At 60.8% G+C, this 18,240-nt stretch carries 16 protein-coding genes; 11 read left to right on the top strand and 5 right to left on the bottom strand.

Annotated features, from left to right (window positions below; genetic code table 11):
- Nucleotides 1-32: 32 nt before the first annotated feature.
- The gene (locus tag ACIQJ2_RS10810; RefSeq protein WP_199142539.1) at nt 33-1,886 is read right to left on the bottom strand and encodes an ABC transporter ATP-binding protein; all 1,854 of its coding nucleotides are present in this window, start codon (nt 1,884-1,886) and stop codon (nt 33-35) included.
- 396 nt (nt 1,887-2,282) lie between these two features.
- Between ACIQJ2_RS10810 and ACIQJ2_RS10805 the strand changes: the two genes are divergently transcribed.
- The 3 genes from ACIQJ2_RS10805 to ACIQJ2_RS10795 all read left to right on the top strand — a co-directional run bounded on the left by ACIQJ2_RS10805 (nt 2,283) and on the right by ACIQJ2_RS10795 (nt 5,870).
- The gene (locus tag ACIQJ2_RS10805) at nt 2,283-2,780 is read left to right on the top strand and encodes a tRNA (cytidine(34)-2'-O)-methyltransferase (RefSeq protein WP_199142541.1); all 498 of its coding nucleotides are present in this window, start codon (nt 2,283-2,285) and stop codon (nt 2,778-2,780) included.
- A gap of 77 nt (nt 2,781-2,857) precedes the next feature.
- Nucleotides 2,858-4,021 carry a hypothetical protein gene (locus ACIQJ2_RS10800; protein WP_400673603.1) on the top strand — a complete coding sequence of 388 codons (1,164 nt, stop codon included), beginning with the start codon at nt 2,858-2,860 and terminating at the stop codon, nt 4,019-4,021.
- A 205-nt stretch (nt 4,022-4,226) separates the two neighbouring features.
- On the top strand, nt 4,227-5,870 hold the full coding sequence (locus ACIQJ2_RS10795) for a Na/Pi cotransporter family protein (protein WP_400673601.1): 1,644 nt from the start codon (nt 4,227-4,229) through the stop codon (nt 5,868-5,870).
- 48 nt (nt 5,871-5,918) lie between these two features.
- Here the strand turns inward: ACIQJ2_RS10795 and ACIQJ2_RS10790 are convergent, their stop codons facing one another.
- Complete coding sequence (locus tag ACIQJ2_RS10790) at nt 5,919-6,179, bottom strand: hypothetical protein (protein ID WP_199142955.1); 261 nt, start codon at nt 6,177-6,179, stop codon at nt 5,919-5,921.
- Nucleotides 6,180-6,350: 171 nt separating this feature from the next.
- Here ACIQJ2_RS10790 and hemF point away from each other — a divergent pair, with 171 nt between their 5' ends.
- The 3 genes from hemF to ACIQJ2_RS10775 all read left to right on the top strand — a co-directional run bounded on the left by hemF (nt 6,351) and on the right by ACIQJ2_RS10775 (nt 8,054).
- Entirely contained in the window at nt 6,351-7,262 is a 912-nt protein-coding gene (gene hemF / locus ACIQJ2_RS10785; RefSeq protein WP_199142547.1) for an oxygen-dependent coproporphyrinogen oxidase, read from the top strand.
- 194 nt (nt 7,263-7,456) lie between these two features.
- Nucleotides 7,457-7,735: a hypothetical protein gene (locus tag ACIQJ2_RS10780; protein WP_199142549.1), complete on the top strand. Its 279-nt coding sequence runs from the start codon at nt 7,457-7,459 to the stop codon at nt 7,733-7,735.
- Between the two features lie 133 nt (nt 7,736-7,868).
- Nucleotides 7,869-8,054: a DUF1059 domain-containing protein gene (locus ACIQJ2_RS10775; protein ID WP_199092648.1), complete on the top strand. Its 186-nt coding sequence runs from the start codon at nt 7,869-7,871 to the stop codon at nt 8,052-8,054.
- A 14-nt stretch (nt 8,055-8,068) separates the two neighbouring features.
- On the opposite strand, the gene ACIQJ2_RS10770 is transcribed toward ACIQJ2_RS10775, so the two are convergent.
- Genes ACIQJ2_RS10770 through ACIQJ2_RS10760 form a run of 3 tightly spaced genes read right to left on the bottom strand, consistent with a single transcriptional unit; the run spans nt 8,069 to nt 10,577 of the window.
- Nucleotides 8,069-9,325, bottom strand: a complete 1,257-nt coding sequence (locus tag ACIQJ2_RS10770) for a CCA tRNA nucleotidyltransferase (protein ID WP_199142551.1) — start codon at nt 9,323-9,325, stop codon at nt 8,069-8,071.
- Nucleotides 9,322-9,957 carry a CoA pyrophosphatase gene (locus ACIQJ2_RS10765; RefSeq protein WP_199092644.1) on the bottom strand — a complete coding sequence of 212 codons (636 nt, stop codon included), beginning with the start codon at nt 9,955-9,957 and terminating at the stop codon, nt 9,322-9,324. The genes ACIQJ2_RS10770 and ACIQJ2_RS10765 overlap by 4 nt, the downstream gene beginning before the upstream one ends.
- Nucleotides 9,954-10,577 (bottom strand): DUF1285 domain-containing protein, encoded by a 624-nt coding sequence (locus ACIQJ2_RS10760; RefSeq protein ID WP_400673597.1) that lies wholly within the window; start codon nt 10,575-10,577, stop codon nt 9,954-9,956. Before ACIQJ2_RS10760 ends, ACIQJ2_RS10765 begins: the two co-directional genes overlap by 4 nt.
- Nucleotides 10,578-10,857: 280 nt before the next feature.
- Here ACIQJ2_RS10760 and ACIQJ2_RS10755 point away from each other — a divergent pair, with 280 nt between their 5' ends.
- Genes ACIQJ2_RS10755 through ACIQJ2_RS10735 form a run of 5 tightly spaced genes read left to right on the top strand, consistent with a single transcriptional unit; the run spans nt 10,858 to nt 18,139 of the window.
- Nucleotides 10,858-11,871, top strand: a complete 1,014-nt coding sequence (locus ACIQJ2_RS10755) for an AAA family ATPase (RefSeq protein WP_400673595.1) — start codon at nt 10,858-10,860, stop codon at nt 11,869-11,871.
- Between the two features lie 26 nt (nt 11,872-11,897).
- Nucleotides 11,898-12,818 carry a DUF58 domain-containing protein gene (locus tag ACIQJ2_RS10750; protein ID WP_400673593.1) on the top strand — a complete coding sequence of 307 codons (921 nt, stop codon included), beginning with the start codon at nt 11,898-11,900 and terminating at the stop codon, nt 12,816-12,818.
- The gene (locus ACIQJ2_RS10745) at nt 12,815-15,634 is read left to right on the top strand and encodes a DUF4159 domain-containing protein (protein ID WP_400673591.1); all 2,820 of its coding nucleotides are present in this window, start codon (nt 12,815-12,817) and stop codon (nt 15,632-15,634) included. Before ACIQJ2_RS10750 ends, ACIQJ2_RS10745 begins: the two co-directional genes overlap by 4 nt.
- Nucleotide 15,635: 1 nt before the next feature.
- The gene (locus ACIQJ2_RS10740) at nt 15,636-17,708 is read left to right on the top strand and encodes a hypothetical protein (protein WP_400673589.1); all 2,073 of its coding nucleotides are present in this window, start codon (nt 15,636-15,638) and stop codon (nt 17,706-17,708) included.
- Nucleotides 17,709-17,713: 5 nt separating this feature from the next.
- Nucleotides 17,714-18,139 (top strand): GNAT family N-acetyltransferase, encoded by a 426-nt coding sequence (locus tag ACIQJ2_RS10735; protein ID WP_400673769.1) that lies wholly within the window; start codon nt 17,714-17,716, stop codon nt 18,137-18,139.
- Nucleotides 18,140-18,240: the final 101 nt, after the last annotated feature.

Raw genomic sequence — 18,240 nt, 5'->3', positions numbered from 1 at the left:
GCACCATCGCGCCCCAGTTGCTCTATCCGTTGTTATTGCGCGGCCGCTTCGGCCTCTTCATGATCGGCGAGGAAGCCGCCGGACTGGCGGCTCCAGAGCTCGGCGTAGATGCCGCCGCCATGGGCCAGCTCCTGATGCGTACCCATCTCGATGATCCGGCCCTTGTCGAGAACGATGAGCCGGTCCATCTCGGTCAGCGTGGACAGGCGGTGGGCGATTGCGATCACCGTCTTGCCATGCATCAACGCGAAGAGGTTTTCCTGGATTGCCGCTTCCACTTCGGAATCGAGCGCCGAGGTTGCCTCGTCGAGCACCAGGATCGGCGCATCCTTCAGGAAGACGCGGGCGATCGCGATACGCTGCCGCTGGCCGCCGGAGAGCTTGACGCCCCGTTCGCCAACCTGGGCATCCAGCCCCGTGCGACCGTGCATGTCGACCAATCCTTCGATGAACTCCCACGCATTGGCACGCTTGGCCGCCCGGATCACATCCTCATCGGTCGCGTCGGGGCGACCATAGGCGATATTGTCGCGGATCGAGCGATGCAGCAATGACGTATCCTGCGTCACCACGCCGATCATCGAACGAAGACTGTCCTGCGTCACCCCCGCGATGTCGTGACCATCGATGGTGATGCGGCCACCCTCCAGATCGTAGAAGCGTAGCAGCAGGTTCATAAGCGTCGTCTTGCCGGCGCCGGAACGGCCGACCAGACCAACCTTTTCACCCGCCTGGATATCGAGGGAGAGATCTTCCATGACACCCTTCGCCTTGCCGTAATGGAAGCGAATGTGATCGAACCGGATAGCCCCCTGCTTCGCAACGATCGGCGAGGCTGCCGGCTTGTCGACGATGTCGTGCGGCTTCGTCATCATCCCCATGCCGTCATAGACGGTGCCGATGTTTTCGAAGAGCGCCGACACTTCCCACATCACCCACTGCGACATGCCGTTGACGCGCATGGCAAGGCCGATGGCAATGGCGATGGAGCCGACGGAGATCGTACCATTGAGCCAGAACCAGATCGACATGACTGAGACGAGGAACAGCGCCGCGCAGTTGTTGAAATACACGGTCGCGTGGAACAGCGTCACCTTACGCATCTGCTTGTGCACGGTATCGAGGAATTCCTCCATGCCGGCCTTGGCATAGGTCTCCTCGCGACCCGCATGCGAGAACAGCTTCACCGTAGCGATGTTGGTGTAGCTGTCGACCACGCGGCCCGTCATCATCGAGCGCGCATCGGCCTGCTGCGACGCGATCTTGCGCAGCACAGGCACGAAGTATGAAACGATCGCCACATAGACGCCGAGCCAGAGCAGGATCGGAAACATCAGACGCCAGTCCGCCGCTGCGATGACGAGGATCATCGAAAGGAAATAGGCAAACACATAGACGAAGACGTCGAGGATCTTCATGACCGTTTCGCGCACGGCAAGCGAGGTCTGCATCACCTTGGTGGCGACGCGACCGGCGAACTCGTTGGCGAAAAAGGTCATGCTGTGGCGCAACAGGAAGCGGTGCATCTGCCAGCGCGCGATCATCGGATAGTTGCCGAGCAACACCTGATGCATGATGAAGCTGTTGAGGATCGCCGCTAGCGGCAAGCCGATCAGCACCATAGCCCCCATCCAGAACAGCTTTTGCCATTCCGTCTGCAGGAACGTCGCCTTATCCGCCTTCGTCAACCATTCGACGATATCGCCGAGGAACTTGAATAGCGCCACCTCGCCGACTGCGATCGCCGTGGTGAGGATGCTCATGGCGATCAGCCACGGCAGTGCAGGTTTCGAATAGTGCCAGCAGAATGCAAAGAGACCCTGCGGAGGCGTATCCGGCACCTCGCTCGGAAATGGATTTAGTCGGCGTTCAAACCAGCCAAACATCGAAATGCTCCAAAGACTCGACCCTGTGACCACCCATTGCGCCCAAAGGTCGCAGATTCATATGGTGGTCGGGCGATAAAACAACGAGGCCATATCGGCCGCGCAATGACTTAGAAAGGGGGAATGCTTGCGAATTCGCGCCTTGTGGCGCTCTCAGCGGGTCCGAAAAAAGGCCGACAGGAGGCGCATCGTCACAAACAAGATATCCATCATGAGCCTCCTTCGTTCGCAAGTTGTAGAGCGCTTGTCTTTTAGCGCGGCTTTTTTCTTTTGGAAAGAGGAATATGCCTGAAAAATGGGCGAAACCCTTCAATTCCGCTGATGGAAAGCATCACAAAAATCAACGGATCGATGAAAATCGGAGACAAATCCCGGCGGTTTCGCTAGTTGCAGCATATGACAATGCTCCGTATCGCCCTCTACCAACCCGACATTCCCGGCAATACCGGCACGATCCTGCGGCTCGCCGCATGCCTCGGCCTTGGCGTCGACATCATCGAGCCGGCTGGCTTCGACATATCGGACCGCAACCTCAAGCGCGCCGGCATGGATTACCTGTCAGCCGTCACCCTGACGCGGCATGTCAATTGGGAGCGTTTCGAGACGTGGCGCCAGGAAAGCGGTCGCCGGCTGGTGCTCGCCTCCACCAAGGCGGCACAATCCTATACCGACTTCACCTACCACGATAACGACGTGCTTCTTTTCGGCCGCGAAAGCGCCGGCGTCCCCGATCATGTCCACGAAAAAGCCGACGGCCGCATCCTCATCCCCATGGTCGAGGGCCAACGCTCGATCAACGTCGCAATGTCCGCAGCCATGATATCGGGGGAAGCGTTGCGGCAGACGCAATGGTCGCAAATGCCGGCACTGGGGTCGAATGTCGCACCCGAATAGGCGTTGGCACGCCGGATAAAGTGTGAGAAGCTGGGCCTTGGAATGCTCTAACTCAGGCAGCCTTGGCGAGGTGACCCATGTTCCAGACAGCATTCACGCTTTCCCTCACGCAGTTTGCGCGCACATTGAGCCTCCCCGAGCGGTTGCAGCGCTCGCCTGGCCGCAATCTTGCGCTGGAAGGCCTTCGCCAGCGGAATCTTGCGCTGGATGCACTGTTCTACGACATCAAGATGATCACGCCGGAAGAAGCCTTCTACATCAGCGACTCGTTGGCAGCCGAAGGCGCGATCATGATCGTTCCGCCAAGCGGCGGAGCGGCGATACGCCTTTGCGAAACGGTGGATGAATTCGTCATGAGAGGTGGCGACAGGGTGCGGGCACTCGCCGTCGCCGGCATCGGCGGCTCGGCGCTTGGCGCTGCGGCCTTTGCCCGCAATGTCGCCGATGCGGTGCAGGGACCGGTTGCCGTCGTCGTCTCCGGCTACGGCATCGCCGATGCCATTACCGAGACATTCGGAGGATTGTTTTTCTTCGGCCACCTGAGGGGCCTGCGGCCGTTTCTCGAAACATTGGACGATCTCGCCGGGCGCCCCAAGGTCGGCGCGCATGGCAAGGAACCGGCAAGCCGCACCAGCCTCGATACGCGCACCGTGCGGGCGCTGCTAGCAGACACGCGCCTCTCCTTCGATTTGCTGGTCGGCCATTCCAAGGGCAATCTGGTCCTCTCCGCCGCCTTGCATGACCTGTCCAGACAGGCAGCAACCCGGGTGGCGACGCTCGCTGCGGATATGAAAATCGTGACGATCGGCGCCCGTATCGCCATGCCGACGGCCTTCACCGATGTGGTCGACGTCATGGGGGCATGGGACTGGTTCGGCGAAATCAACTCGCGCCCGTTCCTCGACGCCGATCGGCACGTCCCCCATGCCTGGCATCACACGAATACCGAATTGAACGGGCACTTGCCCGTGACCGCAACACTTAGGGAAATCCTGGCAGAGCAGCCATCGCTCGCCAAACGGCAAGCCGAGGAACGTGGAAGCGAAACCTCGCGGGATTTGCTGCCGGCGGCGGCCGAACCCGCCGTTCAATCCTCGCCGATCAGCGTCAAATCGCAGCCCGCGACGATCGAAAAGGTCAAGCAGGCCTTTGCTGCCGGTGCCGGCGTGGCCACGGCGCCGAGCACATCGCAGATTGAAACTGGCTCCCCCGAAGAGTTGCAGCCGCCCAAGCCGCACTGAGGTGCGCAGTGCGCAAATATTGATCCAATATGTCGCAAGCGACTGTGGACTAAGGCCGGAGCAAGCGTATAATGCTTAGCCGGCAAGCAATATTACCGCCTATGTTCCATGCGAATGAAAACTGAAATCCATGCCTTTTCAGTAGGTTATTGGCGATCTCCGAATCATTGATGACATGGCGGCATGAGAAAGAACTAGAAGAAGAATGGAATCCACCATCGTCATGATCAACCTGTTCGGCGCCGTCGGCTTGCTGCTGTTCGGCCTCGCGCAGGTCAAGGACGGCGTGTCGCGCGCTTTTGGCGCTCGCCTGAGAACCGGCCTTGCCAAGGGAACGCGCAGCGGCGCTCGCTCTTTCGTGTCAGGCTTCGTGGCAACGATCGCCTTGCAGAGTTCCACCGCGACGGCGCTCATGATTGCCTCCTTCGTCGAGCGCGATCTCGTTCTGCCTGGTATGGCGCAAATCGTTCTGCTTGGCGCCAATGTCGGTACGGCCGTCACGGCCTGGATCGTCGCGACGGGCATCGAATGGCTCTCTCCTCTCATTATTCTGATCGGCATCGTCCTGTACCGCCGCAAGTCGACCGCTCAGCAGGGAGCGGGAGCAGCTCTTATCGGCATCGGGCTCATGCTGCTTTCGCTGCAACTGCTCAGCCTTGCCACTGCGCCGATGCGGCAATCGGCGGCGCTTGGCGCTTTCATCGGGCTGTTGGACGGCGCATTGCCCGTCGCGCTCATCTTTTCGGCAGTGCTCGCTTTCGTATCGTCGTCCAGCCTTGCTGTCGTCGTGCTGATCCTGTCGCTTGCGTCCACAGGCATTTTGTCGCCGGCCCTGACAGTTGTCCTCGTGCTCGGCGCCAATCTCGGCGGCGCCGTCCCGCCGCTCGTGGCGACGCTTTCTGGTCCTGCGACCGCCCGCCGCGTCACTCTGGGCAACCTGATCGTGCGCGCCATCGGCTGCCTTATCGTGCTTCCTCTCGCAGGCTATATCGGCGACTGGATGCAAAGCCTCCACTTCTCGCCGGCCAAGCTGCCGGTGGATGTGCATCTGCTCTTCAATATCGCCCTTGCCATCTGCGCATGGCCCTTCTCGCGCCTGCTGTCGAAGACCATGCTCAGGATCGTCCCCAACGACCCTCAAACCGACGACGGACCGAAATTTCTCGACCAGCAGGCCCTTCAGACGCCGGTCGTGGCCCTTGCCAGCGCCACGCGCGAGGTGCTGGCCGTCGGCGATCTGATCGAGCGCATGCTGATCCGCACCGAGAACGCCTTCAACGACAACGATCTCACGCCCTTGAAAGAAGTCCCCGTTCTGGAGAAGCGCGTCGACAAGATCCAGCAGGAAGTGAAGATCTACCTGTCGAAGCTTGGGCGCGATGGATTGGATGACGAGAACGGCCGCCGCTCCATCGTCATCATCGATTATGCGATCAATCTCGAACACATCGGCGACATCATTGAAAAGGGCCTTGCCGAACAAGTCGCAAAGAAGATCGACAAAGGCCTGACTTTCTCAGAGGACGGATATCGCGAGCTTCGAAGCCTTTTCAGCCTGACGGTGGACAATCTGCGCATCGCGCAGACCATCCTTGTCACGCGCGACTTCAATCTCGCCCGGCAGCTGATGGAGGTGAAGGTGGATGTCCGCAAGCTCGAGAAGCAATCCTCTGAACGCCATCTCGAAAGATTGCGCGACGGCCGCGTCGACAGCCTGCAAACCAGTTCGCTACATCTGGACATGCTACGCGACCTGAAACGCATCAATGCCCACATCGTCTCGGTGGCTCATCCCATACTGGACGAGAGCGGACTGCTGATAGAAAGCCGGTTGAGGAACACACAGTAGCGACGTCAGGCTCGTCGCCTGTCATTGCAGCCAGCCATTTCGTCCAGCTCAATCCGCCGACGGCAAACGCCGCATTGTGAATTCGATGCGATCGCCCTCGATCTGACGCCAGCTTTCGACTTCGGTCCAGTAGGCGGCTTTCGGGAATTCATCGAACCATTCGCGCGCCTTGGCACGCGCTTCGGGACGACTGAGACAATAGGTCTCTCGAACGAACTCGCTCTTTCCACCGGCAGGATGCTCCTGTCTGTAGCGGAATATTCTGCTTCTCAACCCATCAAGGGGCGGCGGTCCGGGTATCTTCATGATCAAACCTCGCCTTTGAGAGAGGGAAGATAATACCGCATCCGAAATTTTGCGAGTCGATTCTCCTGCGACGTCGCCGCACTGGCTGCGCCGTAGAGTTGCTGTTATTCACGATCACGATACATACGGTGCGAATCGCGGGCCGCCGGCTGCTCGCACCTTCGGAGAGCATGAATGGAACGACCCAATCTTCCCAAAGGACTACCTGAGGACATTGAAGCAAAGAAAGAGGCTGCCAGAACCTGGTTCGAGAGCCTGCGCGATGCAATCTGCGCTGAGTTCGAGAAGCTGGAAGACGAGCTTGCCGGACCTCTTTCCGATCAGGAGCCGGGAAGGTTCGTCGCCAAGGACTGGTTGAGGGAAAACGGTCAGGGCGGCGGCGGCCGCATGTCGATGATGGAAGGCCGCGTTTTCGAGAAGGTCGGCGTTCATACATCGACGGTCTATGGCGAATTCTCTCCTGACTTCCGCAACCAGATCCCGGGTGCGGAAGAAGATCCGCGTTTCTGGGCTTCGGGCCTGTCGTTGATCGCCCATCCCGTCAACCCGAACGTGCCGGCCGTGCATATGAACACGCGCATGGTGGTCACGACGAGCCACTGGTTCGGCGGCGGGGCCGACCTGACGCCGGTGCTCGACCGCCGGCGCACTCAAGAAGATCCGGACAGCGTTCTTTTTCATCGCGCCATGCAGATCGTCTGCGACCGCCATGACGTCGCAGACTATCAGCGCTACAAGACCTGGTGTGACGAATATTTCTTCTTGAAGCATCGAAACGAGGCCCGCGGCATCGGCGGCATCTTCTTCGACTGGCAGCATTCGCCGGAGGAAGCGGGTGGCTGGAACGCCGACTTCGCCTTCACCCGCGATGTCGGACGCGCCTTCTCCATGGTCTACCCACGTATCGTCCGATCCAACTTCAACGAGACATGGACCGAAGACCAGCGTGACGAACAATTAATCCGTCGCGGGCGCTATGTAGAGTTCAATTTGTTATATGATCGGGGTACAATCTTCGGGCTTAAGACAGGCGGCAATGTCGAATCGATCTTGTCGTCCATGCCGCCGGTGGTGCGTTGGCCCTAGAGCTGGATGATTTTGGGTCGGTTCGACCTAAAATCGGACGTGAAGGAAGCAGAGCATGATGTCTCCCGAAAGCCGCTTATGCTTTTCGGCATCATGCTCTGGGCCATTCAAAATAAAATGATCAGATAAGTCCTGAAATCGGCGGAGTGAGTGCCTAGGTTACGTAATGCTCGTTTCAATCGGAGGAGGTTGTAATGGCAATACAGAATCAAGCCACGGAAGTTTCGAAGGAAGAGAAGCTTTCGCGCACAGCCGATAGCCCGGAATTCATCCTCCGGCTAGCGGAAGACATGCGGATCCGCAGTGGATCCGATCTGCCCCTCTCCTGTTTCATCGAGCAGGTGAGAATGCAGCTGGCGGGTAAGTCACCTGGCGACATCGTTCGCATGGAGGCTGCTCGTTCGGCCAAGCAGGCGCCCATTACAAGATATCAGTCGTCAGACTGCTTTAAATCCTGGGCGATGCCGGACTAAAAGTCCGGAAGAACAGGTCCGGCAAGCCAAGGAGCCTTGCCGGACAAGGAAACCTTTCCCTGCCCGTCGCGTTTAGCCTTCATGTCCTTCGGCATGAAGGATCGTAACGGTGTCGAAGAATGAGGAGGAAGATATGCGACTGTTCGAATGTGGTACGCTTGTACCCGGCTGCGCATGGCATACGCGCGCCAAGGACGATGCCGAAGTGGTTCGTCGCGCTGTCGAGCACTTGCGTGACGCGCATGGCGAAACAATCGTCCGGGAAAACATGGTCGACAACATCAAGGCTCGCATCCGTGATGAGGCGCACGCCGCCTGATCGGCTCCGGGCCGTCAGGCGTTTGCGAGATCCTTCAGCCGGGCGAGCAGGCTCGCCCGGTCATCGGAAAAGTTCCCTTCGAGCCACTCCTGTTCCAGCTTGCCGAGAAGCTCGCCAACACGCGGCCCCGCATTGACACCCGCAGCCAGGGCGTCGGCTCCGCTGAGTGGGAAAGCTGGTTTCTTCCATTTCGCCGCTCGCTCCAGCAACTTGCCGAGCCGCGCCGTGCGCGCCATCTCCTCGAAATCGCCCTCAGCCTTGCCACGCGCAATGGCAAGCGCCAATTTCAGGCGGACCGCCACACCGGACGGATCATGGCGGTAAAGCAGGCGATCGAAGACGGCTTCCGAAAGGTCATCCTTGATAACGGGCGCATTCGCCCAGGCTTGAAGGGAGGCGGCCTCGGCCTTCGATAGACGCAGGCGTTCTGCCAGCTTTGCTAGCCTCGTCGCGTCGGGCGGCACGATGGCGGCGAGCCGCAGCAAGGGATCGGCGGCCCAACCGAGAGCCTGCTCGGCGGCAATCAGGGCTGGAACGGCATCGATACCCCATTTCTCGGTTTCCGGCAGCACTTCGGTCAGTACGCCAACCTGGCGCATCCAGAGCAAGGCCCGACCGGGATCCTTGGCCGAAAGCAGCTTTTTCATCTCTGACCAGACACGCTCGGCCGATAGTGTCGCGATTTTCGTTCGAGCGGCAGCACAGGCACGTAGTCCATCCGCATCCGGGCGGCCGTTGCCGTAATGGGCGAAGAAACGGAAAAAGCGCAATATGCGCAGATGATCTTCGGCAATTCGTGTCGCGGCATCGCCGATGAAACGGATATTGCGGCGCTCGAGGTCGGCAAGCCCGCCAACGAGATCCACGACTTCGCCATCGGCAGAGGCGTAAAGCGCGTTGATCGTGAGGTCGCGCCGTTCCGCATCGGCCTGCCAATCCTCGCTGAAAGCCACGCGCGCGCGGCGGCCATCCGTTTCCACGTCCCGCCGCAAGGTGGTGATCTCGAACGGTTTGCCGCCGATGACCAGAGTGACGGTTCCATGTGCGATGCCGGTCGGCACGGCCTTGATCCCGGCCGCTCCTGCCCGCTCGACCACGGCTTCCGGCAACAAGGTCGTGGCGATATCGATATCGGCGACCGGCAATCCCATGAGACTGTTGCGGACGGCGCCGCCGACGACGCGGCCCTCGCCACCATCGGCATTCAGAAGCGACAGCACCCGCTGCAATGCCTCATCGCGAAACCAGGCCTCACCAGCAACGGACGTCATGTGTAAAGCCTTTCGTAGAGCGTGCGCACAATGCTTGCCGTAATGCCCCAGATCATGCGCTGTCCATAGGGCATGCGATAGAAATGCCGTTCGATCCCCTGCCAGAGCATGGTGTCGGTCGCATGATGGCTGGGATTCATCAAAAACGAGAGCGGCACCTCGAAAGCATCCTCGACCTCGGTCGGATTGAGAGCCAGATCGAAGCCGGGTTTCACCACGGCAAGGATCGGCGTAATGCGGAAGCCGGTCGCAGCCAGGTAGTTCGGCAGGCGCGCAACGGGTTCGATGAAGATATCGGCAAGCCCGATCTCCTCGCCAGCCTCGCGCACGGCAGCCATTTCCGGCGATGCATCTTCGGGATCGATCGCGCCGCCCGGAAAGGCGATCTGACCGGAATGCTTGCGCAAGGTCGAAGTTCTGAGCGTGAAGATCACCTTGGCGTCGTCGCCATTGTCAACCACCGGCACCAGCACGGCAGCATCCTTCAGCTTCAGTCCCTCGACATGCGATATGGTCTCGGGATTGAGGCGATGATCGCCGTGGTCGCGCCAGGCAAGTTCGACGGGACGGCCACTCTGATGGAGGGCACGACGCCGAAACTCATCGGCAGAATAAAGCGGGAATTCACTCATCGCGTCAGCGCATCCAATTCGGCAAGAGGCATGACGGGAAAGATCGAGGCGCCGGAGCGCACGCAAAACATTTCCCGCCCGGCAATTTCGACAGGCTCACCGAGTTCAACGAGATCGTACATGACAGCCCGCGTCACGAGTGCCTCAAGCCGTCCGCGAACATGTAGATAGGGTTTCAGCTCATTGTTTTCGCCGCGAATGACAAAACGGATCGGATGATCCCTGCCCGCCTCGACCACATCGCCGACATTGGTGCGGAAAGTGAGCACACGTCGGCCATCTCGCTCCGTTACGCTCATTTCGACGGCGACGAAAGGCGCATCGACGACACGGATCCCGACCTTTTCCACAGGTGTGACGAGGTAGGTTTTGCCATCTTCGTCCTTACGCAGGACCGTCGAGAACAAACGGACGAGCGGCGCACGCCCGATCGGCGTACCCAGATAGAACCAGGTCCCGTCAGCCCTGATCTCCATGTCGAGATCGCCGCAAAACGGCGGATTCCAGCGATCGACCGGCGGCAAACCCTTCGTGTGGTCACCGCTGTCGCCCGCAGCGCGCGAAATCAGCGCCGCGAGGCTCGCTGCATCACCGGTTGCCTTGATTTCCTCGGTTGCCATTCTTCTGTCCCGGTTGGCTATTAGAGCATGTTGCCGAAAAGTGTGGGCGACCCCTCGGACGACATCATGCTCTACTTTTCATTCTGGAGCGGATTCAGATTTTAGGTCGCGTCGACCTAAATTCATCCGACTCCAGTCACGAATACGACAGTTTCTCACGAGATAGTCATTCGAAACGTGCTTGTCAGCCATGTTCGTGGCGATAAGTTGTATTGATTGTGAGGCAAATGTGTAAGGTCTGCGAATCGCGCGCACCGTTTTTCTGCCACTGGAGACGCAAATGGGCATGATCAAATCGACCGAAACGAGCCTCGACGAGCAGGCCATCGTCGCGTCAGCCGAGAAGGCGCTGAACGATATCGCCCGCATCCGCGATGAGGTCTCGAAGGTCATTTTCGGCCAGGAAAGCGTCGTGGAAAACACGTTGCTTGCGGTGCTGGCCGGCGGTCATGCCCTGCTGGTCGGCGTGCCCGGCCTCGCCAAGACCAAACTTGTGACGACGCTCGGCGCCGTCCTTGGCCTCGCCTCCAATCGCGTACAGTTCACGCCTGATCTGATGCCCTCGGATATTCTCGGCTCCGAAGTGATGGACCAGGATGAAAGCGGACGCCGCTCCTTCCGCTTCGTCAAGGGTCCGGTCTTCGCACAATTGCTGATGGCCGACGAAATCAACCGCGCGTCGCCGCGCACGCAGTCGGCGCTGCTGCAGTCGATGCAGGAGTACCACGTCACTATTGCCGGCCAGCGCTATGACCTGCCCGCTCCTTTCCACGTTCTCGCAACGCAGAATCCGCTCGAGCAGGAAGGCACATATCCACTGCCGGAAGCCCAGCTCGACCGCTTCCTGCTGCAGGTCGATGTCGGCTATCCGGAACTTGCCGACGAGCGCCGTATTCTCCTCGAAACCACAGGCCTCGGCGAAACGACGCCGCAGGCGGTTATCGATGCCGGACGCCTGTTGGAAATTCAGCAACTGATCCGCCAGATGCCCGTCAGCGACGGCGTGGTCGACGCTATCCTGTCTCTCGTACGTTCCGCCCGTCCCGGCCAGGGCAATGCCTCGACCGACAAGCATGTCGCCTGGGGTCCGGGCCCGCGTGCAGGCCAAGCCATGATGCTCTGCGCCCGCGCCCGCGCACTTTATGAAGGCCGCCTTGCACCGTCGATCGACGATGTGCATGCGCTTGCCGAGCCGGTGCTCGAACATCGCATGGCGCTGACCTTTGCGGCCCGTGCCGAGGGCATGTCCGTGCGCGATGTCATTGCGGGTCTGGTAAAACAGTCGCGAACGTAAGCCGGATGTCGAGGAGAGTATAGCGCGTGGCATCCATCGGACAGATCGTCAGACCGACTTCGGGCAATGATGCGCTCTCCCGAGCCCGTAGCCGCGCCGCTCTCGTGCCGGATTGCCTTGTCGAAGCCAAGCGCATCGCCAACACGGTGATCGCCGGATGGCACGGCCGTCGCAAGCGCGGCATCGGCGAGAATTTCTGGCAGTTTCGCCCGTATAGCGAGGGCGAAAGCCTTTCGCGTATCGACTGGCGCCGATCCGCCCGCGACGATCATACCTATATCCGCGATCACGAATGGGAAGCCGCGCACACGATCTGGCTCTGGGCCGACCTCTCGCCTTCGATGATGTTCAAATCCACCTACGGCCATGTTTCCAAGGAAGGCCGTGCGCTCGTCATCATGCTGGCGCTTGCCGAAATCCTGTCGCGCTCGGGCGAACGGATCGGTTGCCCCGGCGTCATGGAGCCGGTCTCGACCCGCAATGCGGCCGAGCGCCTGGCTGCGGCGCTGATGCACACGCCGCTGGAAGGTGGCCTGCCGCAGACGGCAATGATCCGCGGTTGGAGCGATATTGTGCTGATCGGCGATTTCCTGGACGATGCCGATACCGTCATGGGCCGGATCGGACCGCTGGCGCGCCGTGGGCTGCGTGGTCACGTGATCGAAGTTGCAGATCCTGCGGAAGAGATCTTTCCCTATAGCGGGCGCACCGAGTTTAGCGACCCTGAAACCGGCTCGAAATTGATGGCCGGCCGCGCGGAAAACCTGCGTGACGACTATCAGCGCGCTTATCTCGCCCGTCGCGAGAACCTCGGCCAGTCGCTGCGCCATCTCGGCTGGACCTTCGTCAGCCATCGCACCGATCGTTTGGCATCGGAAGCGCTGGTCGCCGTACATATGTATCTTTCCGGCATGCCTGCGAGGGTAGCGACTGGGGGTCAGCCATGAGCGGGCTTTCCTTCGCATTCGCCTCGCCGGCCATCCTTGCGGCTCTGATCCTGCTTCCCGCGATCTGGTGGCTTCTACGCCTGACGCCGCCGCAGCCGCGCACCGAAGTCTTCCCGCCGCTGCGCATTCTAGCCTCCATCCTCAAGCGCGAGGAGACGCCAGCGCGAAGCCCATGGTGGCTGACGGCGCTGCGGATGCTGCTCGCTGCCCTGGTGATCCTTGCAATCGCCAATCCGATGTTCAATCCGCGCACCAATACCCTGTCAGGCAGCGGTCCGCTCGTGTTGATGATAGACAACAGCTGGGCAAGTGCTTCCGACTGGGAGCGTCGCGTCAGAACGGCCGATGCGCTGATCGACGATGCCGATGCCAAGGGCATTCCGGTCTCGGTGGCGTTTACCGCCGAACAAAGCAACGACGCGACGCCGGGTGCCACCATGGCCGCCCGCGACAAGCTACATGCGATGAACCCGAGACCGCTGGTTCCTGACAGGCAACGGGCCGCCGATGCCGTCAAGGCGGCGCTCCATGGCAGCAAGCCGGGAACCATCGCCTTCATCTCCGATGGCATCGAAGCCAAAGAAAAGGACGATATCGTCAGCCGTCTCGCCGCCCTTCAGCCAAGCGAGCTGCGGTTGATTGAAGGCAATGGCAACGACATTCTCGCGATCACCGGCGCGTCGAACAACGTCAATGACATGAGCGTTACGGCAACGCGCCTGAATGGAACCGGCCCACTTCACCTGCGGCTGACAGCGCAAGACAGCCAGGGCCGGCCCATTGCCGCCGGCGCGCTCGATTTTGCGGGCGGCCAAACCGTTGCGACCGGCTCTATCGCGGCTCCCTTCGAGATGCGCAACGATTTCGCCCGCATCGGCATCGACCGCTATGCCAACGCCGGGACCGTGCACCTGCTTGACGACGGCTTTCGCCGCCGCCGCGTCGCGCTTCTTTCCGGTCAGGCCGCCGACGAATTCCAGCCGATCCTTTCGCCGCTCTACTACATCCAGCGCGCCCTTCAGCCTTACGCCGATCTGACCCAACCCAGCAGCGCGGATCTGGCGAAGTCGATTCCGCAATTGCTTGCCGGCAATCCCTCGGTGATCATCATGGCCGATGTCGGCCGATTGCCGCAGGAAAGCTATGCGCCGCTGCAGCGCTGGATTGAGAATGGCGGAACGCTGATCCGTTTTGCCGGTCCGCGTCTGGCTGCAGCCCCCGCCGACGACCCGCTCGTTCCCGTGACGTTGCGACAAGGCGAGCGGACGTTCGGCGGCGCGCTATCCTGGGCCGAGCCGCAGCCGCTGGCAGATTTTCCCTCCTTCGGTCCCTTCGCCGGCATGCCAAAGCCGAACAATGTCCTGATCAAGCGGCAGGTTCTGGCGGAACCGACACCGGATCTTGCCGAACGCACCTGGGCAAGCCTTGCCGACGGAACGCCCCTCGTCACTGAAAAGCAAATGCGAGCAGGCCGCATCGTTCTCTTCCACGTGAGCGCCGAGCCGCAATGGTCCGATCTGCCGATCTCGGGTGATTTCGTCGAAATGCTGCGCCGTATCGTCCAGCTCTCCCGCTCAGGCGGCGTCAACTCGGCTGAAGGCGCAGCGAAGACGGCCGAAGCGTTGCCGCCATACAGGCTTCTGACCGCCAAGGGCGTGCTGACCAGCGAAATCGGTAGCGCCCGGCCGCTCGAACCGAGCATCAAGGGCGCGCCGGTCGCGAGTTTCGACAATCCGCCGGGCCTCTACGGCTCCGAAGAAGGCTTTTCCGCCGTCAACGTCTTAGGCCCCGGCGCTGTCCTCAAGCCATTGGATGCGACGGCCGGAACAGTCGCGCGGGAAGACCTGATCGATGGAGAAGCATGGTCCGCCAAGCCGATCCTCTTCATCCTCGCTTTCCTCGTCCTTTTGGCCGATAGTCTGATCGTGCTTTTCATGAACGGTATTTTCCCACGCCTCGGCAGATCGGCAAAGGCTGCCGCCGGCGGCGCAGCCATGCTGTTGCTGGCGCTCTCGATCGCCCTATTCCTGCATCCGGCAAATGCTTTGGCCGATGATTCAAAGCCCGGCGACGACACCATCTATTCGCGGCTGGACAAGACACATCTTGCCTATGTCGTCACGGGCGAGTCCGAAGTCGACCATATTTCCGAACGTGGCCTGGCCGGCCTTTCCGACTATCTGACCTATCGGACGACGCTGGAACCCGGGGCGCCTGTCGGGCTGGATCCAGCGAAGGACGAACTCGCATTCTACCCATTGATCTACTGGCCGATATCGGCGACGGCGCCGATGCCGTCCAACGATGCGATCAACCGCATCGACGCCTATATGCGCAATGGCGGCACCGTGCTTTTCGACACACGCGACGCCATCAATACGATGGGTGACAGCTCTTCGCCCGGCCCGAACGGCCAGCGGCTGCAGCAGATCCTCGCCAATCTCGATATTCCCGCGCTCGAGCCCGTGCCGGCCGGCCATGTGTTGACCAAGTCCTTCTACCTGCTCTCGAGCTTTCCCGGCCGTTATGCCGATAGCCCGCTCTGGGTGGAGGCCAGACAGGATAGCCGCCGCGACGGCAATGCTGTCGCCTCCTCGGACGGCGTGACGCCGATCATGATCACTGGCAACGACTTTGCCGGCGCATGGGCGATCGACGAAAACGGCTCGCCGCTGTTGCCGACCGTGCCGCCGGACGAGACCCAGCGAGAATATGCCTACCGCAGCGGCGTCAACATCATGATGTATATGCTCACCGGCAACTATAAGTCGGATCAGGTACACGTCGGCGACATTTTGCAACGGTTGGGGCAGTAGGATGAATATCGGTTTCGCCCCATTCCTGCCCTGGCCGGTGCTATCGGCTCTTGCGGTATTGACGCTGGCCATCTCCCTTCTCGCAATCTACCGGCGCCTGCGCGGTAGCTGGATCCGTGCGCTCGCCGGCATTGCCCTGCTGATCGCACTCGCCAATCCCGTGCTGATGCAGGAAGACCGCGACCAGCTCACGACCATCGTCCCCGTCATCGTCGACCGCAGTCTCAGCCAGGAGACGCCGGAACGCACCAAGATGACGGATAATGCCTTGGCAATGTTGAAGGATCGGCTGGCGCAGTTCCCGCGCATAGAGCCGCGCATCGTCGAGGTGCGCGACCCCGCGGAATCGGATTCCCCTTCGACCCGGCTATTCACCGCTCTCTCTTCTGCCATCGCGGACGTGCCGCCTGCCCGGATCGGCGCCGCGATCTTCCTGACCGACGGCCAGATCCACGATATCCCGGGCGTCAACCAGCAACTCGGCTTCGACGCCCCTATCCATGGCCTGATCACCGGCAAGCCGGATGAATTCGACCGCCGTATCGAAGTTGTCCGTGCTCCTCGCTTCGGCCTCGTCAACGAGGAGCAGCAGCTGGTTTTCCATGTCGTTGACGACGGCAAAAGCCCCGGCGGCCTTGCTGATGTCACCATCAAGATGAATGGCGACGAGATTGCCACCCTGCAGGCGACGCCTGGTCAGGATACGCCCTTCAGCTTCAAGGTGCCGCGCGCCGGCAATAACGTCCTCGAATTCTCGGTCGCCGAAGTCCCTGGCGAAGTCACGCCGATCAACAACCGTACCGTTCAACTGATCGAAGGCATCCGTCAGAACATGCGCGTCCTGCTCGTTTCCGGCGAGCCGCATGCGGGCGAACGTGCCTGGCGCAACCTGCTGAAGTCGGATCCGTCGGTCGATCTCGTGCACTTCACCATTCTTCGTCCGCCGGATAAGCAGGATGGCACGCCGATCAACGAGCTGTCGCTGATCGCGTTCCCGACGCGCGAGCTCTTCGTCGACAAGATCAGCTCTTTCGACCTGATCATCTTCGATCGCTATCAGGACCGTCAGAATGTCCTGCCGACGATCTATTATGATTACATGGCGCAGTACGTCGAAAATGGCGGGGCGTTGCTCGTGGCCGCCGGTCCCGAACACGCGGCCGGCAATTCGATCGCGCTGACGCCACTCGCCTCGGTTCTGCCAGCGGAGCCGACCGGTCAGATGATCGAGAAACCGTTCTACCCGCGCCTTTCCGAACAGGGCCGCAAACATCCCGTGACGCGTGGCCTCGACGGATCGGAGAGCGAGCCGCCGCATTGGGGCCGTTGGTTCCGGACCGTCGATGTCGAAAAGCCCCAAGGGCAAACTGTCATGGTCGGCGCTGATAACAGTCCGTTGCTGGTTCTCAACCGCGTCGGCCAGGGCCGTGTCGCCATGCTGCTCTCTGATGAGGGCTGGCTCTGGGCACGCGGCTTCGAAGGCGGCGGTCCGCACGTATCGCTCTACAGGCGCATCGCCCACTGGCTGCTGAAGGAGCCGACGCTGGAGGAAGAGGCGCTGACGGCAAACGCAGCCGGCCGCACCTTGCAGGTCACGCGCCAGACCGTCGGCGACGATCCCGGCCCGGCAACCATCAAGTCGCCCTCCGGCAAGACGCTGACCTTGCCCTTGAAACAGGCGCAACCCGGCCTCTACGAAGGCCAGAAGCATATGGATGAAATCGGTCTCTACCAGATCACCGATGGCAGTCTTTCGACGCTGGTGCATATCGGCGCCATCGATGCTCCTGAATTCAAGGCGATGATCTCGACCACCGAAACGCTGAAGCCCCTGGCGCAAAAGACCAAGGGCCTCGTCACCCGCGTCGCCGGCGCCAATGGCGGCGTCACGGTCCCGCAGATCCTGCCGGTTCGCGGCGCCGTGCGCGTTGCGGATGGCCAGCGACTGACCGTCCGCATGACCGATGAGACCGTGCTCAAGGGGATCAATACCCTGCCCCTTTTCGCAGGCTTTGCCGGTCTTGCCCTGCTCCTCTTTGCCTTCTCTGCTACATGGTGGCGTGAAGGACGGTAAACATGATGACAGAATTCGATATTACGGACACGCCCTCCGAAACCGACCTCGCGGCGATCAGCCAGGGCCTGACGGCTTTCAATGCCGCCGATATCGGCCCATCGCAGCGCAAGGCGCTGGCGGTGTTGATCCGGGACGACGACGGCAAGACCATCGGCGGAATCTCGGGGTATACGGGCTGGGGATGGCTATTCACCCAATGGTTGTTCGTACCGGAAACCCTGCGCGGCCAGGGCATGGCGGGCAAGCTGCTCGATGCTGCGGAAGCAGAAGCAGCGGCACGGGGCTGCTTCGCAGCATGGATCGATACGTTCAACCCACAGGCGCTACGCGCCTATCAGCGGCAGGGCTATGCGATCTTCGGCGAGTTGCCGGATTTTCCCGTCGGCCGCAGCCGCTTCTTCCTGCAGAAAAAGCTATCGCCGCGCTGAGTCTAGGCTCTGTCTTTCCTTTCGGAAGCACAGAGCTCTATCTCTTTTGTTCTTCGCATCAGGCGTTCCGAAAATCGTTTCAGATTTTCGTGCCGATGCTG

The organism is Rhizobium sp. NPDC092011, from assembly GCF_044756305.1.
GTDB lineage: Bacteria > Pseudomonadota > Alphaproteobacteria > Rhizobiales > Rhizobiaceae > Rhizobium.
Note: the sequence above shows the minus strand (reverse complement) of the source record. Positions and strands in the feature narration are given on the sequence as shown.